12 protein-coding genes and 1 tRNA gene are annotated in these 17,619 nt (G+C 65.7%); 5 read left to right on the forward strand and 8 right to left on the reverse strand.

The genetic code is table 11. The features are described 5' to 3' along the window. Window positions 1–6 precede the first annotated feature (6 nt). Both prmA and HNP55_RS19100 read left to right on the forward strand, forming a co-directional pair. Window positions 7–900, forward strand: coding sequence for a 50S ribosomal protein L11 methyltransferase (gene prmA, locus HNP55_RS19095; RefSeq protein WP_184303250.1), 894 nt, complete (start codon window positions 7–9; stop codon window positions 898–900). Between the two features lie 60 nt (window positions 901–960). Then, window positions 961–2,283 carry a zinc-ribbon and DUF3426 domain-containing protein gene (locus HNP55_RS19100; RefSeq protein ID WP_184303089.1) on the forward strand — a complete coding sequence of 441 codons (1,323 nt, stop codon included), beginning with the start codon at window positions 961–963 and terminating at the stop codon, window positions 2,281–2,283. Window positions 2,284–2,430: 147 nt separating this feature from the next. On the opposite strand, the gene HNP55_RS19105 is transcribed toward HNP55_RS19100, so the two are convergent. The 7 genes from HNP55_RS19105 to HNP55_RS19135 all read right to left on the reverse strand — a co-directional run bounded on the left by HNP55_RS19105 (window position 2,431) and on the right by HNP55_RS19135 (window position 13,541). Beyond that, the gene (locus HNP55_RS19105) at window positions 2,431–3,087 is read right to left on the reverse strand and encodes a histone (protein WP_184303092.1); all 657 of its coding nucleotides are present in this window, start codon (window positions 3,085–3,087) and stop codon (window positions 2,431–2,433) included. A 350-nt stretch (window positions 3,088–3,437) separates the two neighbouring features. After that, window positions 3,438–4,619, reverse strand: coding sequence for a ribonucleotide-diphosphate reductase subunit beta (locus HNP55_RS19110; RefSeq protein WP_184303095.1), 1,182 nt, complete (start codon window positions 4,617–4,619; stop codon window positions 3,438–3,440). A gap of 420 nt (window positions 4,620–5,039) precedes the next feature. Beyond that, entirely contained in the window at window positions 5,040–7,934 is a 2,895-nt protein-coding gene (locus tag HNP55_RS19115; protein ID WP_184303097.1) for a ribonucleoside-diphosphate reductase subunit alpha, read from the reverse strand. 951 nt (window positions 7,935–8,885) lie between these two features. Continuing rightward, window positions 8,886–10,436, reverse strand: a complete 1,551-nt coding sequence (locus HNP55_RS19120) for a sigma-54-dependent transcriptional regulator (RefSeq protein WP_184303099.1) — start codon at window positions 10,434–10,436, stop codon at window positions 8,886–8,888. A 10-nt stretch (window positions 10,437–10,446) separates the two neighbouring features. Continuing rightward, entirely contained in the window at window positions 10,447–12,420 is a 1,974-nt protein-coding gene (locus tag HNP55_RS19125) for a two-component system sensor histidine kinase NtrB (protein ID WP_184303101.1), read from the reverse strand. Next, window positions 12,417–12,671, reverse strand: coding sequence for a PP0621 family protein (locus tag HNP55_RS19130; RefSeq protein ID WP_184303103.1), 255 nt, complete (start codon window positions 12,669–12,671; stop codon window positions 12,417–12,419). The genes HNP55_RS19125 and HNP55_RS19130 overlap by 4 nt, the downstream gene beginning before the upstream one ends. Before the next feature lie 15 nt (window positions 12,672–12,686). After that, entirely contained in the window at window positions 12,687–13,541 is an 855-nt protein-coding gene (locus HNP55_RS19135) for an inner membrane protein YpjD (RefSeq protein WP_184303105.1), read from the reverse strand. A gap of 51 nt (window positions 13,542–13,592) precedes the next feature. On the opposite strand from HNP55_RS19135, the gene ffh reads away from it, so the two are divergent. Beyond that, window positions 13,593–14,978 carry a signal recognition particle protein gene (gene ffh / locus HNP55_RS19140; protein WP_184303107.1) on the forward strand — a complete coding sequence of 462 codons (1,386 nt, stop codon included), beginning with the start codon at window positions 13,593–13,595 and terminating at the stop codon, window positions 14,976–14,978. Between the two features lie 174 nt (window positions 14,979–15,152). Here the strand turns inward: ffh and ftsY are convergent, their stop codons facing one another. Continuing rightward, window positions 15,153–16,286 carry a signal recognition particle-docking protein FtsY gene (gene ftsY / locus HNP55_RS19145; RefSeq protein ID WP_184303109.1) on the reverse strand — a complete coding sequence of 378 codons (1,134 nt, stop codon included), beginning with the start codon at window positions 16,284–16,286 and terminating at the stop codon, window positions 15,153–15,155. A 198-nt stretch (window positions 16,287–16,484) separates the two neighbouring features. Between ftsY and HNP55_RS19150 the strand changes: the two genes are divergently transcribed. Next, the gene (locus HNP55_RS19150) at window positions 16,485–17,390 is read left to right on the forward strand and encodes a delta(1)-pyrroline-2-carboxylate reductase family protein (RefSeq protein ID WP_184303111.1); all 906 of its coding nucleotides are present in this window, start codon (window positions 16,485–16,487) and stop codon (window positions 17,388–17,390) included. A 109-nt stretch (window positions 17,391–17,499) separates the two neighbouring features. After that, window positions 17,500–17,576 (forward strand) — tRNA-Met (locus HNP55_RS19155). Window positions 17,577–17,619: the final 43 nt, after the last annotated feature.

Below are 17,619 nucleotides of genomic sequence, written 5' to 3' on the forward strand. Positions count from 1 at the left end.
GCCACCCTGCATGAGTTGCTGCTGATCTGCGGCGAGGACGATGTCGAAACCGTCAGCGATGCGCTGATGGAACTGGACGCCCTGGCCGTGTCGGTGGAAGACGCCGACGCTGATACCGATGCCGAAAAGGCCTTGTTCGGCGAGCCCGGCATGCCGGCACCACGCGGCGGCTGGCAGCGCTCCGTCGTCAAGGCCTTGTTCCCGAACGAGGCCGAGGCGACCGAGTGCGCCACCCTGATCCTGGCCCAGGACTGGGCCCAGGACGTGCATGTGCAGGCCATCCAGGCCGTGGCCGAGCAGGACTGGGTGCGGCTGACGCAATCGCAGTTCCAGCCGGTCGAGATCACGCCCGAGTTCTGGATCGTGCCCTCCTGGCATCAGGCCCCGCCGCAGGCCCGGCAGATCATGCGCCTGGACCCGGGCCTGGCCTTCGGCACGGGCACCCACCCGACCACCCGCATGTGCTTGCGCTGGATCGCCCGCCATCAAGACCTGGCCCCCACCTGGCAGCGCGTGCTGGACTACGGCTGCGGCTCCGGCATTCTGGCCATCGGTGCGGCGCTGCACGGCGCGCAGAATATCGACGCGGTGGACATCGACCCCGCCGCCATCATCGCCAGCAAGGCCAATGCCGAGGCCAACCAAGTGACGCTGCGCGCCGCCTTGCCCGATGCGGCCCAGGGCGAGTACCCGCTGGTGATGGCCAATATCCTGGCCACGCCGCTCAAGCTGCTGGCGCCCCTGCTGTGCGCGCATCTGGCGCCTGGCGCGCATCTGATCCTGGCCGGCATCCTGGAGCGCCAGGCCGATGAGCTCAAGGAGGCCTACGCCCCCTGGCTGAAGCTGGAAGTCAGCGACAGCGAAGAGGGCTGGATCCTGATGAGCGCACAGCGCATCTGAACCCCGCCCGATGGAGCCGCAACGCCAGGCCGCCGCGAGATCTCATGGCATGATTCGGCCATGAGTCTCGCCACCCGTTGTACCGCTTGCGGCACCATCTTTCGGGTGGTGCAGGATCAACTCCGCATCTCCGACGGCTATGTTCGCTGCGGCCGTTGCGCCGAAGTCTTTGACGCCGGCGAACAGCTTTTCGACATCGACCGCGAAGCCCCGCCGCCCTGGCCCGCTGCGGCCCAGGACAGCAGCCAAGAACTGCCTCCGGCGCACATCGGCTTTGAGCCCGGCCCGCAAGCCAGCACCTCCTTCCACGCCCCCACACCGCCTGGCCATGCGCCCTGGCATCAGGAGGAGGAAGATGTGTTGCCGGCGCCGGAGGAGCTGGAGGTTATCAGGGCCAAAGCACAGGCCCAGCACAGCAGCTGGGCCGAAGCCGATGTGCTCGACAGCGAGCATCCCGGCCAGCCGCCCGCCTACCGCCCGGCCGCCGAGCCCGCCTTCGCCGACTCGCGCCTGGAACCGCAATGGTTTGAGGGCGATGATCAAGCCCCTACGCCGCCTGCGGCCGTCCTGATCGATCCGCCGTTGGCGGACGACAAGCCCGACGTCGTGCTGTCCAAGAGCCTGAGCAGCGGCCTGGCGAGCAAAGACAAAGCCACCAAGGACGATGCCGCCGGGGAGAAACCTGCCAAGACCATCGCCGCAGCGACACCGCGCGGCAAGACCGCAGCGACCGAACAAGCACCGGCCGCAGCCGATACGGCTGAAGCCAGCCTGCCCGAGTTCTTGCGCAAGCCGGCCAGCGGCGGCGCCTGGCAACGCAGGCCCGTGCGCCTGGTCACGGGCTTTGCCTGCGGCCTGCTGATCGCCGGCCTGGGCGTGCAGCTTTTGCAGCATTTCCACGATGCCATCGCCACCGTCGCACCCGCCAGCCGGCCCGCTTTGCAAGCCTATTGCCAGCTGACGGGCTGCCAGATCAAACCCTGGCAACGCATCGAGCAGATGGTGGTGGAAAGCACGGCCCTGAGCCAACTCAGCCCGGGCAGCAATGGCAACCACTATCAGCTAGCCATCAGCCTGCGCAATAAAAGCCGGTATGAGCTGGCCACACCCTGGGTGGAGCTGAGCCTGACCAATGCCTCCGGCGCCCTGGTGGGCCGCCGCATGCTCTCACCCGCGGAGTTCAGGCTGAACCCGCCGGCAGCCTCGGCACCGGGCTTGGCCGCCGCCGCAGTGGCGGCCAGCGCGGCCTCGGCCGCCAGCGCAGCCGCGCCCAGCGGCAAGCACGAGTCCATAGCCGCGGGTAGCGAACTGCCGCTGCAAATCCTGCTATCGACCGGCGAGCAGCGCGTCAGCGGCTATAGCGTCGAAATCTTCTACCCCTGAACAGGACTTAGGCTTCGCCCGCCCTCCCCGTCCTTGGCCAGCCCTTGACCGGCGGATGAAAAAAAACCCGGCCGAAGCCGGGTTTCGCTGACGTCAGAGAGGGACCGTTTCTGTACCCCTCTCCCTCGTCACAGAGCGATGAATCGCTCAGGGCTTGTTGCCCGTGGGGAAGGGCCATGCAGCCTGGGGGCTCAGTGCCGTCTTGGCAGCGGGCGCAGCAGCAGCAGGCTTGGCAGCCGGCTTCTTGGCAGCAGGAGCTGCCTTCTTCACCGGCGGCTTGACGGGCGCAGCATCCTTCTTGGCCGGAGCGGCAGCGGCAGCCTTCTTGACCGGAGGCTTGACGGGTGCAGCAGCCTTCTTCACCGGCGGCTTGACGGGTGCGGCAGCCTTCTTCACCGGAGGCTTGACAGGTGCAGCAGCCTTCTTGACCGGCGGCTTGACAGGTGCAGCGGCCTTCTTGGCAGGAGCGGCAGCCTTCTTCGCAGGTGCAGCGGCCTTCTTGGCGGGAGCAGCAGCCTTCTTCGCGGGTGCAGCGGCCTTCTTGGCAGGAGCGGCGGCCTTCTTCGCAGGTGCAGCGGCCTTCTTGGCAGGAGCGGCAGCCTTCTTCGCAGGTGCAGCGGCCTTCTTGGCGGGAGCGGCAGCCTTCTTCGCAGGTGCAGCAGCCTTCTTGGCGGGAGCAGCAGCCTTCTTAGCAGGCGCAGCGGCCTTCTTCACGGGAGCAGCAGCGACCTTCTTTGCCGGTGCAGCAGCCTTCTTTGCGGGAGCGGCGGCCTTCTTAGCCGGTGCTTTCTTTGCAGTTGCCATTTCAGTTCTCCTTGATCAAGTGGAAAAAGCACTGTGCGGGGTCGACGCTAGCTCAGCCTCACACAGCTATTCACCGCCCAGATGTCGCTTAAGGAGAGCGCCCCAGTGCGGAGAATTCGGTTCCAAGCGCGGCCATGGCTGCGCTCGGCAAATCTATTACTTCGTCGTTCTTGAGCGGGGACTGAAAGGGCTTCCGGCCCACAGTCAGCCAAGACGCTTGCAAGCGCCTTGGCCTAAACCAGGCACAAGCCCCTTGCGGGTCTTGTGTCCGAGTTCAGCCAGGTGGCTTGCAGGCCACCTGGCCTGACCGAGGCAGGGGACAAGCCGCAGGGCTTGCCTCCTGTCCACAGTCAGTCCCAGCTCAGTGCGCCACCGGATTGGTATTCGATGACGCGGGTTTCAAAAAAGTTGCGTTCCTTCTTCAGGTCGATCATTTCGCTCATCCAAGGGAAGGGGTTCTCTTCGTTAGGGAAGAGCTCATCCAAGCCGATCTGAGTCGCACGCCGGTTGGCGATATAACGCAGATAGCCCTTGAACATCGAGGCATTCAGGCCCAGCACGCCACGCGGCATGGTGTCTTCGGCGTAGGCGTATTCCAGTTCCACGGCCTTCATGAACAAGGCCTTGATCTCGGCCTTGAACTCGGGCGTCCACAGCTGCGGGTTCTCGAGCTTGATCTGGTTGATCAGGTCGATGCCGAAATTGCAGTGCATGGACTCATCGCGCAAGATGTACTGGTACTGCTCGGCCGCGCCGGTCATCTTGTTCTGCCGGCCCATGGCCAGGATCTGGGTGAAGCCCACGTAGAAGAACAAGCCTTCCATCAAGCAGGCGAACACGATCAGGCTCTTCAACAGCGTCTGGTCGGTTTGCAAGGTGCCGGTGTGGAAGTTGGGGTCCATGATCGCGCCGATGAAGGGGATCAGGAACTCGTCCTTGTCACGGATGGACTTGACTTCGTTGTAGGCGTTGAAGATCTCGGATTCGTCCAGGCCCAGCGACTCCACGATGTATTGGTAGGCGTGGGTGTGGATGGCTTCTTCAAAGGCCTGGCGCAGCAGGAACTGGCGGCACTCGGGCGCCGTGATGTGGCGGTAGGTGCCCAGCACGATATTGTTGGCGGCGAGTGAATCGGCCGTCACGAAGAAGCCGAGATTGCGCTTGATGATGCGGCGCTCATCTTCGGACAGACCGTTAGGGTCTTTCCACAAGGCGATGTCGCGCGACATATTCACTTCTTGCGGCATCCAGTGGTTGGCGCAAGTGGCGAGGTACTTCTCCCAGGCCCATTTGTACTTGAAGGGGACCAGCTGATTGACGTCGGTCTGGCCGTTGATGATGCGCTTGTCGGCGGCCTTGATGCGATGCGTCGTTGCGCTCAGCACGGGCTGCGTTGCTGCAGCGCTCGGCGCTGCCGGCGAACTCGTCGCTTCATTTTTGGTGACGTCTGCACCCGCGTTCGCAGCATTGCCGGTCGCGGTATTTGCATGTGCTTTTTCAGCGTGCTTCAGGTCTTCTTCCCAAACCAACATAGTGGCCTTCCTATCGGATCGAATTATCAGAGTGTTGCGTTCAAACACCAAGGACTTCTTGACATGGAGATGCGATCTGCGTTGCTCGCTCGCATCGTCCAAGTCGCTCAGTCACCGCTGTTCATCGCGGTTCTGAGCGCCTGCTGCTCTTTTGGCTAGGCCCCGAGGGTGTGGCTCAAGAGATCTGCGACGCAGGCGATACGCAGATCTCGATTCGAGTTTGGCCCGATGAACACGGGGCTCTCGGCCAAACTCCAAACTTTCAATTCACTCGCACCCGGCGCGCCGGGTGTATGCAGAAGGAGGCTTGCTCCGCAAGCCGCCCCATTCACGCAGACCTTGTGCGATGTGTGCGCTCGTCGACTGATGCTTGGCCGCCGCTTGTGACTTCGTCACAAGCCTTGGCCAAGCATGACCCTCTTACTGACAGGCCTCGCAGTCCGGGTTGTCAATCGAGCAGAACTTCATATCGGTGGCGGGCAGTGCTTCTTCGACCGGCGCAGCCGCTGCGACGGGCGCCGACACCATGCTGGGCGCGGCGCCCGAGGCCACCGAGTTGAGCTGACCCGACTTGGTCACCGTGCTTTTCTCGGCCGAGGAGGCGCTGATGGTGCGCAGGTAGTAGGTGGTCTTCAGGCCACGCAACCAAGCAAGCTTGTAGGTCTCGTCCAGCTTCTTGCCCGAGGCACCGGCCATATAGATATTGAGCGACTGGGCTTGGTCGATCCACTTCTGGCGGCGTGCGGCGGCTTCCACCAGCCATTGCGTCTCGACCTCGAAGGCGGTGGCATACAAGGCCTTGAGCTCTTCGGGCACGCGGTCGATGCGGCGCAGCGAACCGTCGAAGTGCTTGAGGTCCATGACCATCACGTCGTCCCACAGACCCAGCTTCTTCAGATCACGCACCAACGCTTCGTTGATGATGGTGAACTCGCCCGACAGATTGCTCTTGACCGAGAGATTGCCGAAGCAGGGCTCGATCGAGGCATCCACGCCGATGATGTTGGAGATGGTGGCCGTCGGTGCAATCGCCACGCAATTGCTGTTGCGCATGCCGTGCTGCTGGATCTTGGCGCGCAAGGCATCCCAGTCCAGCGTCGTGCTGCGGTCCACCTCGACATAACCCCCACGTGCCTTGGCCAGCAGGTCGAGCGAGTCCAGCGGCAGGATGCCCTGGTCCCACAGCGAACCCTTGTAGGAGCTGTAACGGCCCCGCTCGGCGGCCAGCTCGGTCGAAGCCTGGTAGGCGTAGTAGCAGATGGCTTCCATCGAACGGTCGGCGAACTCCACCGCGGCCTGCGAGGCGTAAGGCGTGCGCAGCGCATACAGCGCATCCTGGAAGCCCATCAGGCCCAGGCCCACCGGGCGGTGGCGCAGATTGGAGTCGCGCGCCTTCTTGACGGCGTAGTAGTTGATGTCGATCACGTTGTCCAGCATGCGCATGGCCGTCGAGATCGTCTTCTTCAGCTTCTCGTGGTCAACGCCACCGTCCTTCAAGTGCTGGAGCAGATTGACCGAGCCCAGATTGCAGACGGCGATCTCGCTGTCGTTGGTGTTCAGCGTGATCTCGGTGCAGAGGTTGCTGGAGTGCACCACGCCCACATGCTGCTGGGGCGAGCGCACATTGCAGGCGTCCTTGAAGGTGATCCAGGGATGGCCGGTCTCGAACAGCATGGAGAGCATCCGGCGCCACAAGTCCTTGGCGGGCATGCGCTTGAACAGCTTGATTTCGCCACGGTCGGCCTTGGCCTCGTACTCGCAGTAAGCCTTTTCAAACGCGGCACCGAACAGATCGTGCAGGTCCGGCACATTGGAGGGGCTGAACAGGGTCCAGTCGCCACCGTCCATGACACGGCGCATGAACAGATCGGGGATCCAGTTCGCGGTGTTCATATCGTGGGTGCGGCGGCGGTCATCGCCGGTGTTCTTGCGCAGCTCCAGGAACTCCTCGATGTCCAGGTGCCAGCTCTCCAGATAGGCGCAGACGGCGCCCTTGCGCTTGCCGCCCTGGTTGACGGCCACGGCCGTGTCGTTGACCACCTTCAGGAAGGGAACCACGCCTTGCGACTTGCCATTCGTGCCCTTGATGTGGGAACCCAGAGCCCGCACCGGCGTCCAGTCATTGCCCAGGCCGCCGGCAAACTTGCTCAGCAAGGCGTTCTCTTTCAGCGCCTCGTAGATGCCGTCGAGATCGTCGGCCACGGTGGTCAGATAGCAGCTGGACAGCTGCGAGCGGCGCGTGCCGGAGTTGAACAGCGTCGGCGTGCTGCTCATGAAGTCGAAGCTGGACAGCACTTCGTAGAACTCGATGGCGCGGGTTTCGCGGTCCACTTCATTCAGCGCCAGGCCCATGGCCACGCGCATGAAGAAGGCCTGCGGCATTTCGATGCGCTGGTCGGCGATGTGCTGGAAGTAGCGGTCGTACAGGGTCTGCAGGCCCAGGTAGTCGAACTGCAGATCGCGCTCGGCCTTCAGCGCCGCGCCCAGGCGGGCCAGGTCGTACTGGGCCAGCTTCTCGTCCAGCAACTCGGCGGCCACGCCCTTCTTGATGTACTTGGGGAAGTACTCGGCATAGCGCTCCTGCATCTGCTCCTGGCTGATCTCGCCACCGACCACTTCACGACGGATGGTGTGCAGCAGCAGGCGGGCGGTGGCGCGGCTATAGCCGGGGTCTTTCTCGATCAGGGTGCGGGCGGCCAGGATGGAGGCCTTGTAGACCTCGTCGATGGGCACACCGTCGTACAGATTGCGCTTGGTCTCGGCCAGGATGGGCTCGGGCTTCACGTCGGCGCCCAGATTGGCGCAGGCCGACACGATCAGGCTTTGCAGATGGCCCAGGTCCAGCGGCACACGGATGCCGCCGTCGATCACCGTCAGCGCGGCCGAGGCCACGGGCGCGACCTGCTCGACCTGGCGGGCCCGCTCCTGATTGCGACGCTCGCGGTACAGCACATAGGCGCGCGCCACTTCGTGGTGACCGCCGCGCATCAGGCCCAGTTCGACCTGGTCCTGCACATCTTCGATATGGAAGGTGCCACCGCTGGGACGCGAGCGCACCAGGGCACGCACCACGGCTTCGGTCAGGCCGTCCACCGTCTCGCGCACGCTGGCCGAGGCCGCGCCGGTCGTGCCATGCACGGCCAGAAAGGCTTTCATCAAAGCCACGGCGATCTTGCTGGGCTCGAAGGACACCACCGCGCCATTGCGGCGCAGGATGTGATACGCCAGAAAGGCCGACGATGCGCCTTGACTCGCGCTCACGGGGCCTTGCTGGCTGGCGCCTTCGGGCTGGGCTTGATCGACTTGAGTTTGCATTGCTAAAAACCTTTCCTGGCTGGTCTGGGGAGAATCAGAAATCAAAGCCTGCTGCAGGCTGGCCGGTTCGGCGGCCTTGCGGTGCTTGGATTTTTGAGATTTGATGTTGTTGACTTGTTGTTTCTTTTTGCTGAGTCGGAGGGGCATCCGAAGCTCCATTCCACGCCTTCGCCGTCGTCCTGCTCTGAACGGCGCGGGGCTGCAACCCGAGCTTTTTTGCATCAAAGCAAGGTGAGGTCACAGCTTGTCCCATCTGGCCACGGGGGCCGAACTTGGCCGAATCCGGCCCTTGCATCCCGCCGGCCGGAGCCGGCTCGCGGTGCACAAAAGCACGCGCGGCCAGGCAATCGCTAGGCGGGATGAAAAAGACGGATGGGGCAAGACCCTGGACTTCCTTGCTCGACCCTCCCCCGGGCGTGCAAAGAGGGGCTGCAAAGCCCCTCTTGATGCCAGCCGAAGCCGGGAAAAAATCTTGCAACTCGGCCGCCCGGAACGCACGCCAAAGAGCGCGTTCCCAGGTGCTGAAGTCAGGTCTGAAGCATACCATGCGGCGCACTATATCTGGGGGCTTCAAGCCATTCAAGCACTAGGGCTAGCGTATCAATCCCGCTTGACCTGGCTGAATTGCCGCGCTAGCCAGCGCCTTGAAAAGCGGCGTTTGCACGGCTGTTTGCCGGGCCTAGAAGCTGCCCGCAGAGCCGTTTGCGGCGCGCTCACCCCGATGGCTTGGGGCCCTGCGCAAAGCAGCCCGCATGGCGCTTGGCCTTGCGGCCGGAATGCCTCGCAAAGCCGCGCCAATACTGGCGCTGCGAAGCCGCTAGGGCAAGACTTGAACGCCGTGGGGCCGCCAAGAAAACCGCCGGCAAATCACCCGCCGGAAGCGGTTTGAGACGGGCCGCTACCGCCCAAGACCCAGCAAGAGCCCGCGCGCGGCAAGGGTAAATCCCAGCCTCAAGCGTCCTCGGCGTCCGTGATGCCCAGCCGGGCCATGCGGTAGCGGATCTGACGCAGCGACAACCCAAGGCTGGCGCCCGCGGCCGTGCGATTGAAGCGGTGCAGGGCCAGGGCGCGCAGCAGGATGTCGCGCTCCACCTCGTCCAGATAGACGACCAGATCGCTGGGCAAGGGCTCCCGGCCTTGCGCCGGCTCGATGGGCAACAAGCCCACGGGCAAGGCCAAATTCGGCTCCAGCGGCTCATCGAGGCCGCCCAGCATGGCTTCGGGCAGGCCCAGATCGCCCGCATCAATCCATTCGCCACCCGCCAGCGCCAGCGCGCGATGCAAGAGATTCTCCAGCTCGCGCACATTGCCGGGGAAGGCATAGCGCTGCAGCAGCGCCAGCGCCGCCGCCGTCAGGCGTGGCACGGGCGAGACGCCGGCATCCGCCGCGATGCGCTCCAGCACCTTGTCGCTGATCAGGGCGACATCCTCGATGCGCTCGCGCAGCGGCGGCACGCGCAGCTGGATGACGTTGAGGCGGTAGAACAAGTCTTGGCGGAAGCGGCCGGCCGCCACCTCGGCGCTCAAGTCCTTGTGCGTGGCACTGAGGATGCGCACATTGACCTGCGCCTCCAGCACCGCGCCCACCGGCCGTACCGAGCGCTCCTGAATCGAGCGCAAGAGCTTGCTCTGCATGGTCAGGGGCAAATCGCCGATCTCATCGAGGAAAAGCGTGCCGCCATCGGCCGCCTGGAAAAAGCCCTCGCGGTCCTCGTTGGCGCCGGTGAAAGCGCCCTTGCGATAGCCGAAGAACTCGGCCTCCAGCAAGGCCTCGGGAATGGCGCCGCAGTTCACCGCCACAAAGCGCTGGCGCAGGCGCGAACCGCTGTCGTGGATGGCGCGCGCCACCAGCTCCTTGCCGGTGCCGGACTCGCCCTGCACCAGCACCGGTGCCATGCTGCGGCCCACCTTCTCGATCAGCTGGCGCAGCTCCTGAATGGCGGCCGAACAGCCGGCCAGGCGAGACAAGGCCGTCACCGGCAATTTGAGCGCCGCTGCGGGTGCAGCAGCCGCCGGAGCGGGCTTGCCGGGTGCGCCCGCCAGCGGCGTCGCTGCCGGAGTGCGAGGCTGCGCGGCCTGCGACTCCGACGGCAGATTGGCCGGCACCACCGTCGCCGCCACGGCCGGCACCCGGCCCAGGGCCGAGGCCACCACCAGGCGGAACTGGCGCAGATCCACCGGCTTGGTCAGATAGTCGTAGGCCCCGGCCTTCAAGGCCTCGACCGCGTTCTCGGCCGAACCATAGGCCGTGATCACCAGGGTTTTTTCCTTGCGCCCCTGGGCCTCCAGCCATTGCAGGATATCCAGGCCGCTGCCATCGGGCAGGCGCATATCGGTGATGACGGCGCTGAAATCGCGCCGCTTCAATTGCCGCAAGCCCTCTTCCACCGTGCCCGCGGTCTCCAGCTCATAGCCCTCACGCAGCAGCGTCAGCTCGTACAAGGTCCGCAGATCGGGTTCATCGTCCACCACCAGAAGGCTGAAGGGGCTTGTTGTGCTCATGCGCTAACGCTCAATGGGAAGGGTGGCGACCGGGGGCGGCCGGGGCCGAGGGAGCGGCCAGCAAACGCAGGCGCAGGCTGAACTCATTGCCCGCCGGGGTGAGGTCGTGACGGCGCTGGTAGTCGATGCTGGCGCCATAGCGCTCACACAGCTCGCGGCAGATGTACAGGCCCAGGCCCGAACCCCGGCTGCGGGTGGAGAAGAAGGGCTCGAACAGATGCCGCTCCACATCGGGCGGAATCGCCGGGCCCCGATTGAACACGCTCAGTCGCACCCAGGGCTGGGGATCGGCCAGCGGCGGCTGGGCCAGCTCGGGCGCCGGCTCGACCTCCTGCTCCAGCCGCACCTGCATGCAGCCCGGCCCGCGCTCGGCGTGGCGCCAGGCGTTGTCCAGCAGATTGACCAGCACCCGGCGCAGATGCTCGGGGTCGAAAGCCACGATCAGGGGATGCAGGGGCAGGCTGCAGCCGAGCGGATCGGCGGGGCCGGGGGCAAGCTGATTGGTGCGCGCCCATTCCAGGCAGGTCTCGCCCACCAGGGCGGCCGCATCGACGGGCAGCGCCGCCGACACCGCGCCCGGCGCCACCTCCAGCACATCGTCCACGATGCGCTTGAGCCGCTGCACATTGGAGGCCACCATGCGGGTCAGCTGCTGGCTGCGAGGTTCGACGGCATCTTCCAGCAACAGGGCATTGGCCTGGGCGATGGCCGCCAGCGGATTGCGGAACTCATGCGCGATGCCGGCCGACACCCGGCCCATGGCCGCCAGCTTGTCCTGCTGGATGCGGGCCTGCACGCGGCGCTTGTCCTCCAAAAACAGCACACACAAATCTTCACTGGTGTCGGGCGCGCGACGGCGGGTGAAGCGCATGCGCAGGCGCAGGCAGCGCGGCAGGCCGGAGTCGAACTGCAGCTCCACATCGCGCCCGCCCTCGGGCCAGGCGCCGTCGGCAAAAGCCTGTTCCACCGCCTGCACCAGCGGGTGCCAGGCCCTGACCCCGCGCAGCTGGAAAGGCGCGCTGCGCACCACCGTGCCATCGGCCAACAAGGCCCGCGAGGCCGGGTTGGCCGCGCGCACCCGGCCGCGCCGGTCCACCACCATCACACCCTCCTGCATCTCGTCGATCACCAGGCGATTGAGCTGGGCCTGCTGGCGCGCGAACTCCATGCTGCCGCGAGCGGCGCGCTCCTCCTTGGCCAGGCGGCTGGCCAACTCGCTGGCCAGCAGGCTGATGACGAAGAAGCCGCTGCCCACCAGGCCGGCCTGCGTCATGCGCAGGCCCACATCGGCCCCGGCCAGCACGGCCCAACCGGCCACGCCCAGCATCAGCAAGGCGGCACAGGCCGCCGTCGCCAGCGCCAGCAGGCGCGGCGTCAGCACGCCCGCCATCAGCACCGGCATCACCAGCATGGCGCCGTAATTGACGCTCACCCCGCGATCAAAAGCATGCAAGACGCCGAACACGAGCAGGTCCAGGCCTATGCTGGTCCACCAGGGCGGGCTGGAAACGCGCGCCATGCTGCGCGCCGAGGCGCCTTTCTGCAAGGGTGGCCACAGCCACAGAACCATGGCCTGCACCGCATAAAGCATGCACACCACCAGCGTCCACGGCGGCGCCGGCGCCCCCAGCAAGCCGCCGATGGTCTGGGTCGCGACCAGGGCCAGACCCAGGGCCGCGCGCGCGCCCAGAAAGGCGCGGTAGAGGCGGGCAAAGGCATTGCCGCCGCTATTCACCAAGCGGCGCGCCTGCTGAAAAAAGAACTGCGACTCGGCACCGCTCTCGCTGGGCGCGGCTTCGCTGCGGCCGGCCGCCATCGCGGCAATCGCCGCCGCATCCTCGCCCGGCCGAGACTCGCTCTCCAAGTCTTCGCCCGGGTCTTGCTCCCACAAGGACTGCACGCTGTCGTCCGAGCGCTTTTTCGACATGGGCTTGGGCTTGTCGTCCCCCGGACCGAACCAGGATTGCGTGGGTTCAGCACTCATGCGCCGCCGCCATGCTCCGCCTCATAGGCCTGGCGATGCAAGGCACTGCAGAACAGCCCGCCACGCCCCGGCAAGGCCTCCTCGGCCGGCAGATGCAGGCCGCATTGCGCGCAACTGACCATGTCCTGGGGTGCGGCGGTGGGCTTGGGCTCGGGCGCCTCTTTCCTGGGTTGAGCAGGACGCGAGTGCTTGACCCCCAGCAGAAAGAACACCAGGCCCAGCAAGAGGATCAGGAACAGAAACTTCAACATCGAGCGGATTCCGGTTCAGACAGCCAGGTGGCGCTGCAGCACCACTTCCAGCACAAAGCGCGAGCCGGCATAGGACAGCAGCAAGAGCAAGGCGCCGAAATAAAGCCAGCGGGTGGCCCGCCGGCCACGCCAGCCAAACACCTTGCGGCCGGTCAGCAGGCCGGTCAGCACCAGCCAGCCCAGCACGGCCAAAAAGTTCTTGTGATCCCAATGCCAGTGCGGCGTGAACCACCAGCCCAGCAAGATCGCCACCGACAAAGCCGCCACACCGGCGCCGACGAATTGAAAGGTTAGGCGCTCCAGACGCAGCAAAGGCATCAAGGGCGGGGCCACCGGGCCGGCATTGGGCGAACCCGGCTTGAGCAGCCGCAGCATGCGCTCGGCCCGGTTCAGCATGGCCGCATGCAAGACCGCCACCCCAAACAAGCCGTAAGAGGCCAGGCCCAGCAGCCAGTGCAGGGGCGCCCAGGGCGAACCCGCCAGAGGCCGGCTTTCACCCGGAAATGCCAAGGCCAGCAAGACCGCCGCCGCCGACATCAACGCCAGCACCCGGCGCACGCCGGGCAGGGGCAGGAAGCGGCTCTCCACCATATAGACGGCCAGCACCAGCCAGACCGTGGTCGAGAGGGCCGGGGCAAAGCCAAAGCGGGTGCCGCTGAGCGCCTGCCCGACACCAGACACATCCACCAGCAAGGCCAGCAGATGCGCGCCCCAGGCCAGCAAAAGCAGGCCGGCCGAATCGGCCCGACCCTGGCCCGCCTCGGTCCCGCTGGCCCGCACTGCAACCCAGCCATAGGCCAGGGCGGCCAACAAACTGGCGCCCGCCAACACCCAGTTGGCGGCACCTGAAGATGCGAACGATAAAATCATGGTCACAGTGTACTTTTGCGCGCCCCGCTCTTGCGACAGCGCCACCCCTCCATGGCTTCCAATTTGACCGACCGCCTCAGTCGCCTCGTGAAAACGATGCGCGGCCAAGCCCGCATCACCGAAAGCAATGTCCAGGAGATGCTGCGCGAAGTGCGCATGGCTCTGCTGGAGGCCGACGTAGCCCTGCCCGTCGTGCGCGACTTCATCAATCGCGTCAAGGACAAGGCCCTGGGCGCCGAGGTGATAGCCTCCCTCAACCCCGGCCAGGTGCTGGTGTCCATCGTCCAGAAGGAACTCGCCGCCACCATGGGCGAGGGCGTGGCCGACATCAATCTCGCCGCCCAGCCGCCCGCCGTCATCCTGATGGCCGGCCTGCAGGGCGCGGGCAAGACCACCACCTCCGCCAAGCTGGCCAAGCACCTGATCGAGAAGCGCAAGAAAAAGGTGCTAACGGTCTCGGCCGACGTGTACCGCCCGGCGGCCATCGAGCAGCTGAAGACGGTGACGGCCCAGGCCGGCGCCGAATGGTTCCCCTCCGCGCCCGATCAAAAGCCGCGCGAGATCGCCCTGGCCGCCATCGACTACGCCAAAAAACACTACTTCGATGTGCTGCTGGTCGACACCGCCGGCCGCCTGGCCATCGACGAAGCGCTGATGGCCGAGATCCGCGATCTGCACGCCGTCCTGAGCCCGGTCGAAACCCTGTTCGTGGTCGATGCCATGCAGGGCCAGGACGCCATCAACACCGCCAAGGCCTTCAAGGAGGCCCTGCCCCTGACCGGCGTGGTGCTGACCAAGCTGGACGGCGACTCGCGCGGCGGTGCCGCCCTGTCGGTGCGCCAGATCACCGGCGCGCCGATCAAGTTCGCGGGTACGTCCGAGAAGATCGACGGCCTGGAGGTGTTTGACGCCGAACGCCACGCCGGCCGCGTGCTGGGCATGGGCGATATCGTCGCCCTGGTCGAGGAAGTGACCAAGGGCGTGGACGTGGCCGCCGCCACCAAGCTGGCCGAAAAGCTCAAGAGCGGCAGCGGCTTCGACCTGAACGACTTCCTGGCGCAGATCTCGCAGATGAAGAAGATGGGCGGGCTCTCCGGCCTGATGGACAAGCTGCCCACCCAGATGACGGCCAAAGCCGGCCCGCAGGACATGGACCGGGCCGAGCGCGATATGAAGCGCATGGAAGGCATCTTGAACGCGATGACGGCCAAGGAACGCCGCCAACCCGCCTTGCTGATGGACGGCAAGAGCAAGGCCAGCCGCAAACGCCGCATCGCCACGGGTGCTGGCGTGCAGATCCAGGACGTCAACCGCCTGCTCAACCAGTTCGATCAGATGCAGGGCATGATGAAGAAGATGAGCGGCGGCGGCATGATGAAGATGATGAAGAAGCTGGGCGGCATGAAGGGGCTGAAGGGCATGATGCCGGGCATGTGAGGCCCCCCGGCCTGCGGGTACGCAGCCCACCTACCCCCGAGGCGAGAACGCTAGCCCCCGGCCTGCGGGTACGCAGCCCACCCCCCGAGGGGGTAAAAGCAAACAGGGGCCTTGGCCCCTGTTTGCTTTTTAGGGCGCCCACTTTGGGGCGGCCCGGCAGTGGGCGCTAACGCCTTATTCGAGTAGCGCCTGAGCGAACTCCCTGGCATTGAAGGTCTGCAAATCCTCCAGCTTCTCGCCCACGCCGATGAAGTAGACCGGTATGGCCCGCTCGCGGGCAATCGCCGCCAGCACGCCGCCCTTGGCCGTGCCGTCCAGCTTGGTGACGATCAGGCCGGTCAGGCCCAGCGCGTCGTCAAAAGACTTGACCTGGCTGAGCGCGTTCTGGCCCGTGTTGCCGTCGACCACCAGCAGCACCTCGTGCGGCGCCTCGGCCTGGGCCTTGGTGATCACGCGCTTGATCTTCTTCAGCTCTTCCATCAGGTGCAGCTGGGTGGGCAGGCGGCCGGCCGTATCGGCCAGGACCACATCGCAGCCACGCGCACGGCCGGCATTGACCGCATCGAAGGTCACGGAAGCCGGATCACCGCCCTCCTGGCTGATGATTTGCACCTGGGTGCGATCGGCCCAGACCGAGAGCTGCTCACGCGCCGCGGCACGGAAGGTGTCGGCCGCGGCCAGCAACACCTTTTGATCGGCCTCGGCCAGATGGCGGGTCAGCTTGCCGATGCTGGTGGTCTTGCCGGCGCCGTTGACACCTACCACCATCATCACCGTGGGCTTGTGCTGACCCACGACCAGGGCCCGCTCCAGGGGTTTGAGCAATGCGGTCAGCGACTCCACCAACAAGGCCCGCACGGCGCCGGGATCGGTGGCTTTCGTGTCCTTGACCCGCTGTTTCAGATCGGCCAGCAGGAACTCGGTCGCCTTGACGCCGGTATCGGCCATCAGCAGCGCGGCCTCCAGTTCCTCGTAGAGCTCATCGTCAATCTGGGTGCCGGTGAAGACCTGGGCGATGCTGGAGCCGGTCTTGCGCAGGCCTTGGCGCAACTTGTCCATCCAGCTGCGGCGCGGCTCCGGCGCGGGCGCCGGCGCGGCGGCGATCTCGACAACAGGGGCTTCTGCGGCTGCTATCGCCACAGCGGCGGGCGCAGGAGCCAGCGGCGGCGCGGGCTTGAGTTCGGGCTTCAGCTCGGGCGGGCTGGGTTCCGCAGGCTGCGCACAGGGTGTAGGCACAGGCTCCAGGGCGGGCGCTGGCGATGGAGGAGGTGGCGAGGCACCGAATTTTTTCTTGAAGAAACTGAACATCTAAACGCCTAGATTCCTGGGTCCCTGGCCTTGCAAAGCAAATCTTTGCGGCAGCGGGCCCAGCGCAGGGGCCGATGCTGGACGCCCCGACCCGAAGTCCCGAATCATAATCGGCCGAGCCTTCGGCGGCCCTTCTGCAAGCCTTGTGCAAGCGATCTGCCGCCGGCCCCGCCCCCATCAGAAGCAAAGACGCAAGCCATGCAAATCCATGAAGCCCAGGCCACCGCCGCCTTGCTGCCTTTTGATCAATTGATCCCCGCCGTGGCGCAAGCCATGCGCGATCTGCGCGATGGCCGCATCCATGCCAGCCCGCGCACCGTCCTGCCCCTGCCGGAGGGCGGCAGCTATCTGGCCATGCCTTGCACCGACTCGCGCTACGCCGTCACCAAGCTGGTGGCCGTCACCCCCGCCAACCGCGCCTTGGGGGCCCCCACCATCCAGGGCCGGGTCATCGTCAGCGAGGCGGTGAGCGGCACGCCGCTGATGATTCTGGACGGCTCGGTCATCACCGCCCGCCGCACCGCCGCCGTCACCCTGCTGGGCATAGAAACCCTGCTGGGACAAGCGCCCGCCAGCATCGCCCTGGTGGGCACCGGCAGCCAGGCCCGCATGCATGCCCTCGCCATGAGCGAACGCTGGCCCGGCGTGGAGCTGCGCTGCGTGGGCCGCAGCGCGATGCAGAGCAAACTCTTCGCCGCCAGCCTGAGTGAGCAAGGCATTAGCCCCATCAAGGCCTTGCCGCTGGAACAGGCACTGGAGGGCGCGACGGTGGCCGTCGCCGCCACCACCTCCCTCAGTGCCGTGCTGCCGCAGGAGGTGGCACCAGACACCTTGATCGTCGGCCTGGGCAGCTTCACGCCGCAGATGGCCGAGCTGCCCGCCGCCCAGGTGCGCGGCCGCCAGCTCTGGGTCGACGATCTGCAAGGCGCCCGCCACGAAGCGGGTGACCTGCTCCAGGCCGGGGTTGACTGGAGCCGGGTCCACCCGCTGGCCGAAGCCCTGGACGGGCAGACGGCCTTGCGCCGCCCCATGCTCTTCAAAACCGTGGGCCACGCCGCCTGGGATCTGGCGGCCGTGCGCGTGGCCCTGGCCACGCAAGCCTGATACGCCGACGGATCAGCGCCCTGCCCCAGCGCCCAAAACAAGATTTCTGAACTTTTTTCTAAAAACTCTTGCGGAGCCCAAAAAAGTGCTGCTATAGTAGAGGGCTTGAGGCGCTTTAGCTCAGCCGGTTAGAGCGACGGAATCATAATCCGCAGGTCCGGGGTTCGAATCCCTGAAGCGCCACCAAAAAAAGAGAAACAGCCCAAGGCCAAAACCTTGGGCTGTTTTG

This window comes from Roseateles oligotrophus, assembly GCF_014204525.1.
In the GTDB taxonomy this organism is placed as follows: Bacteria; Pseudomonadota; Gammaproteobacteria; order Burkholderiales; family Burkholderiaceae_C; genus Paucibacter_A; species Paucibacter_A oligotrophus_A.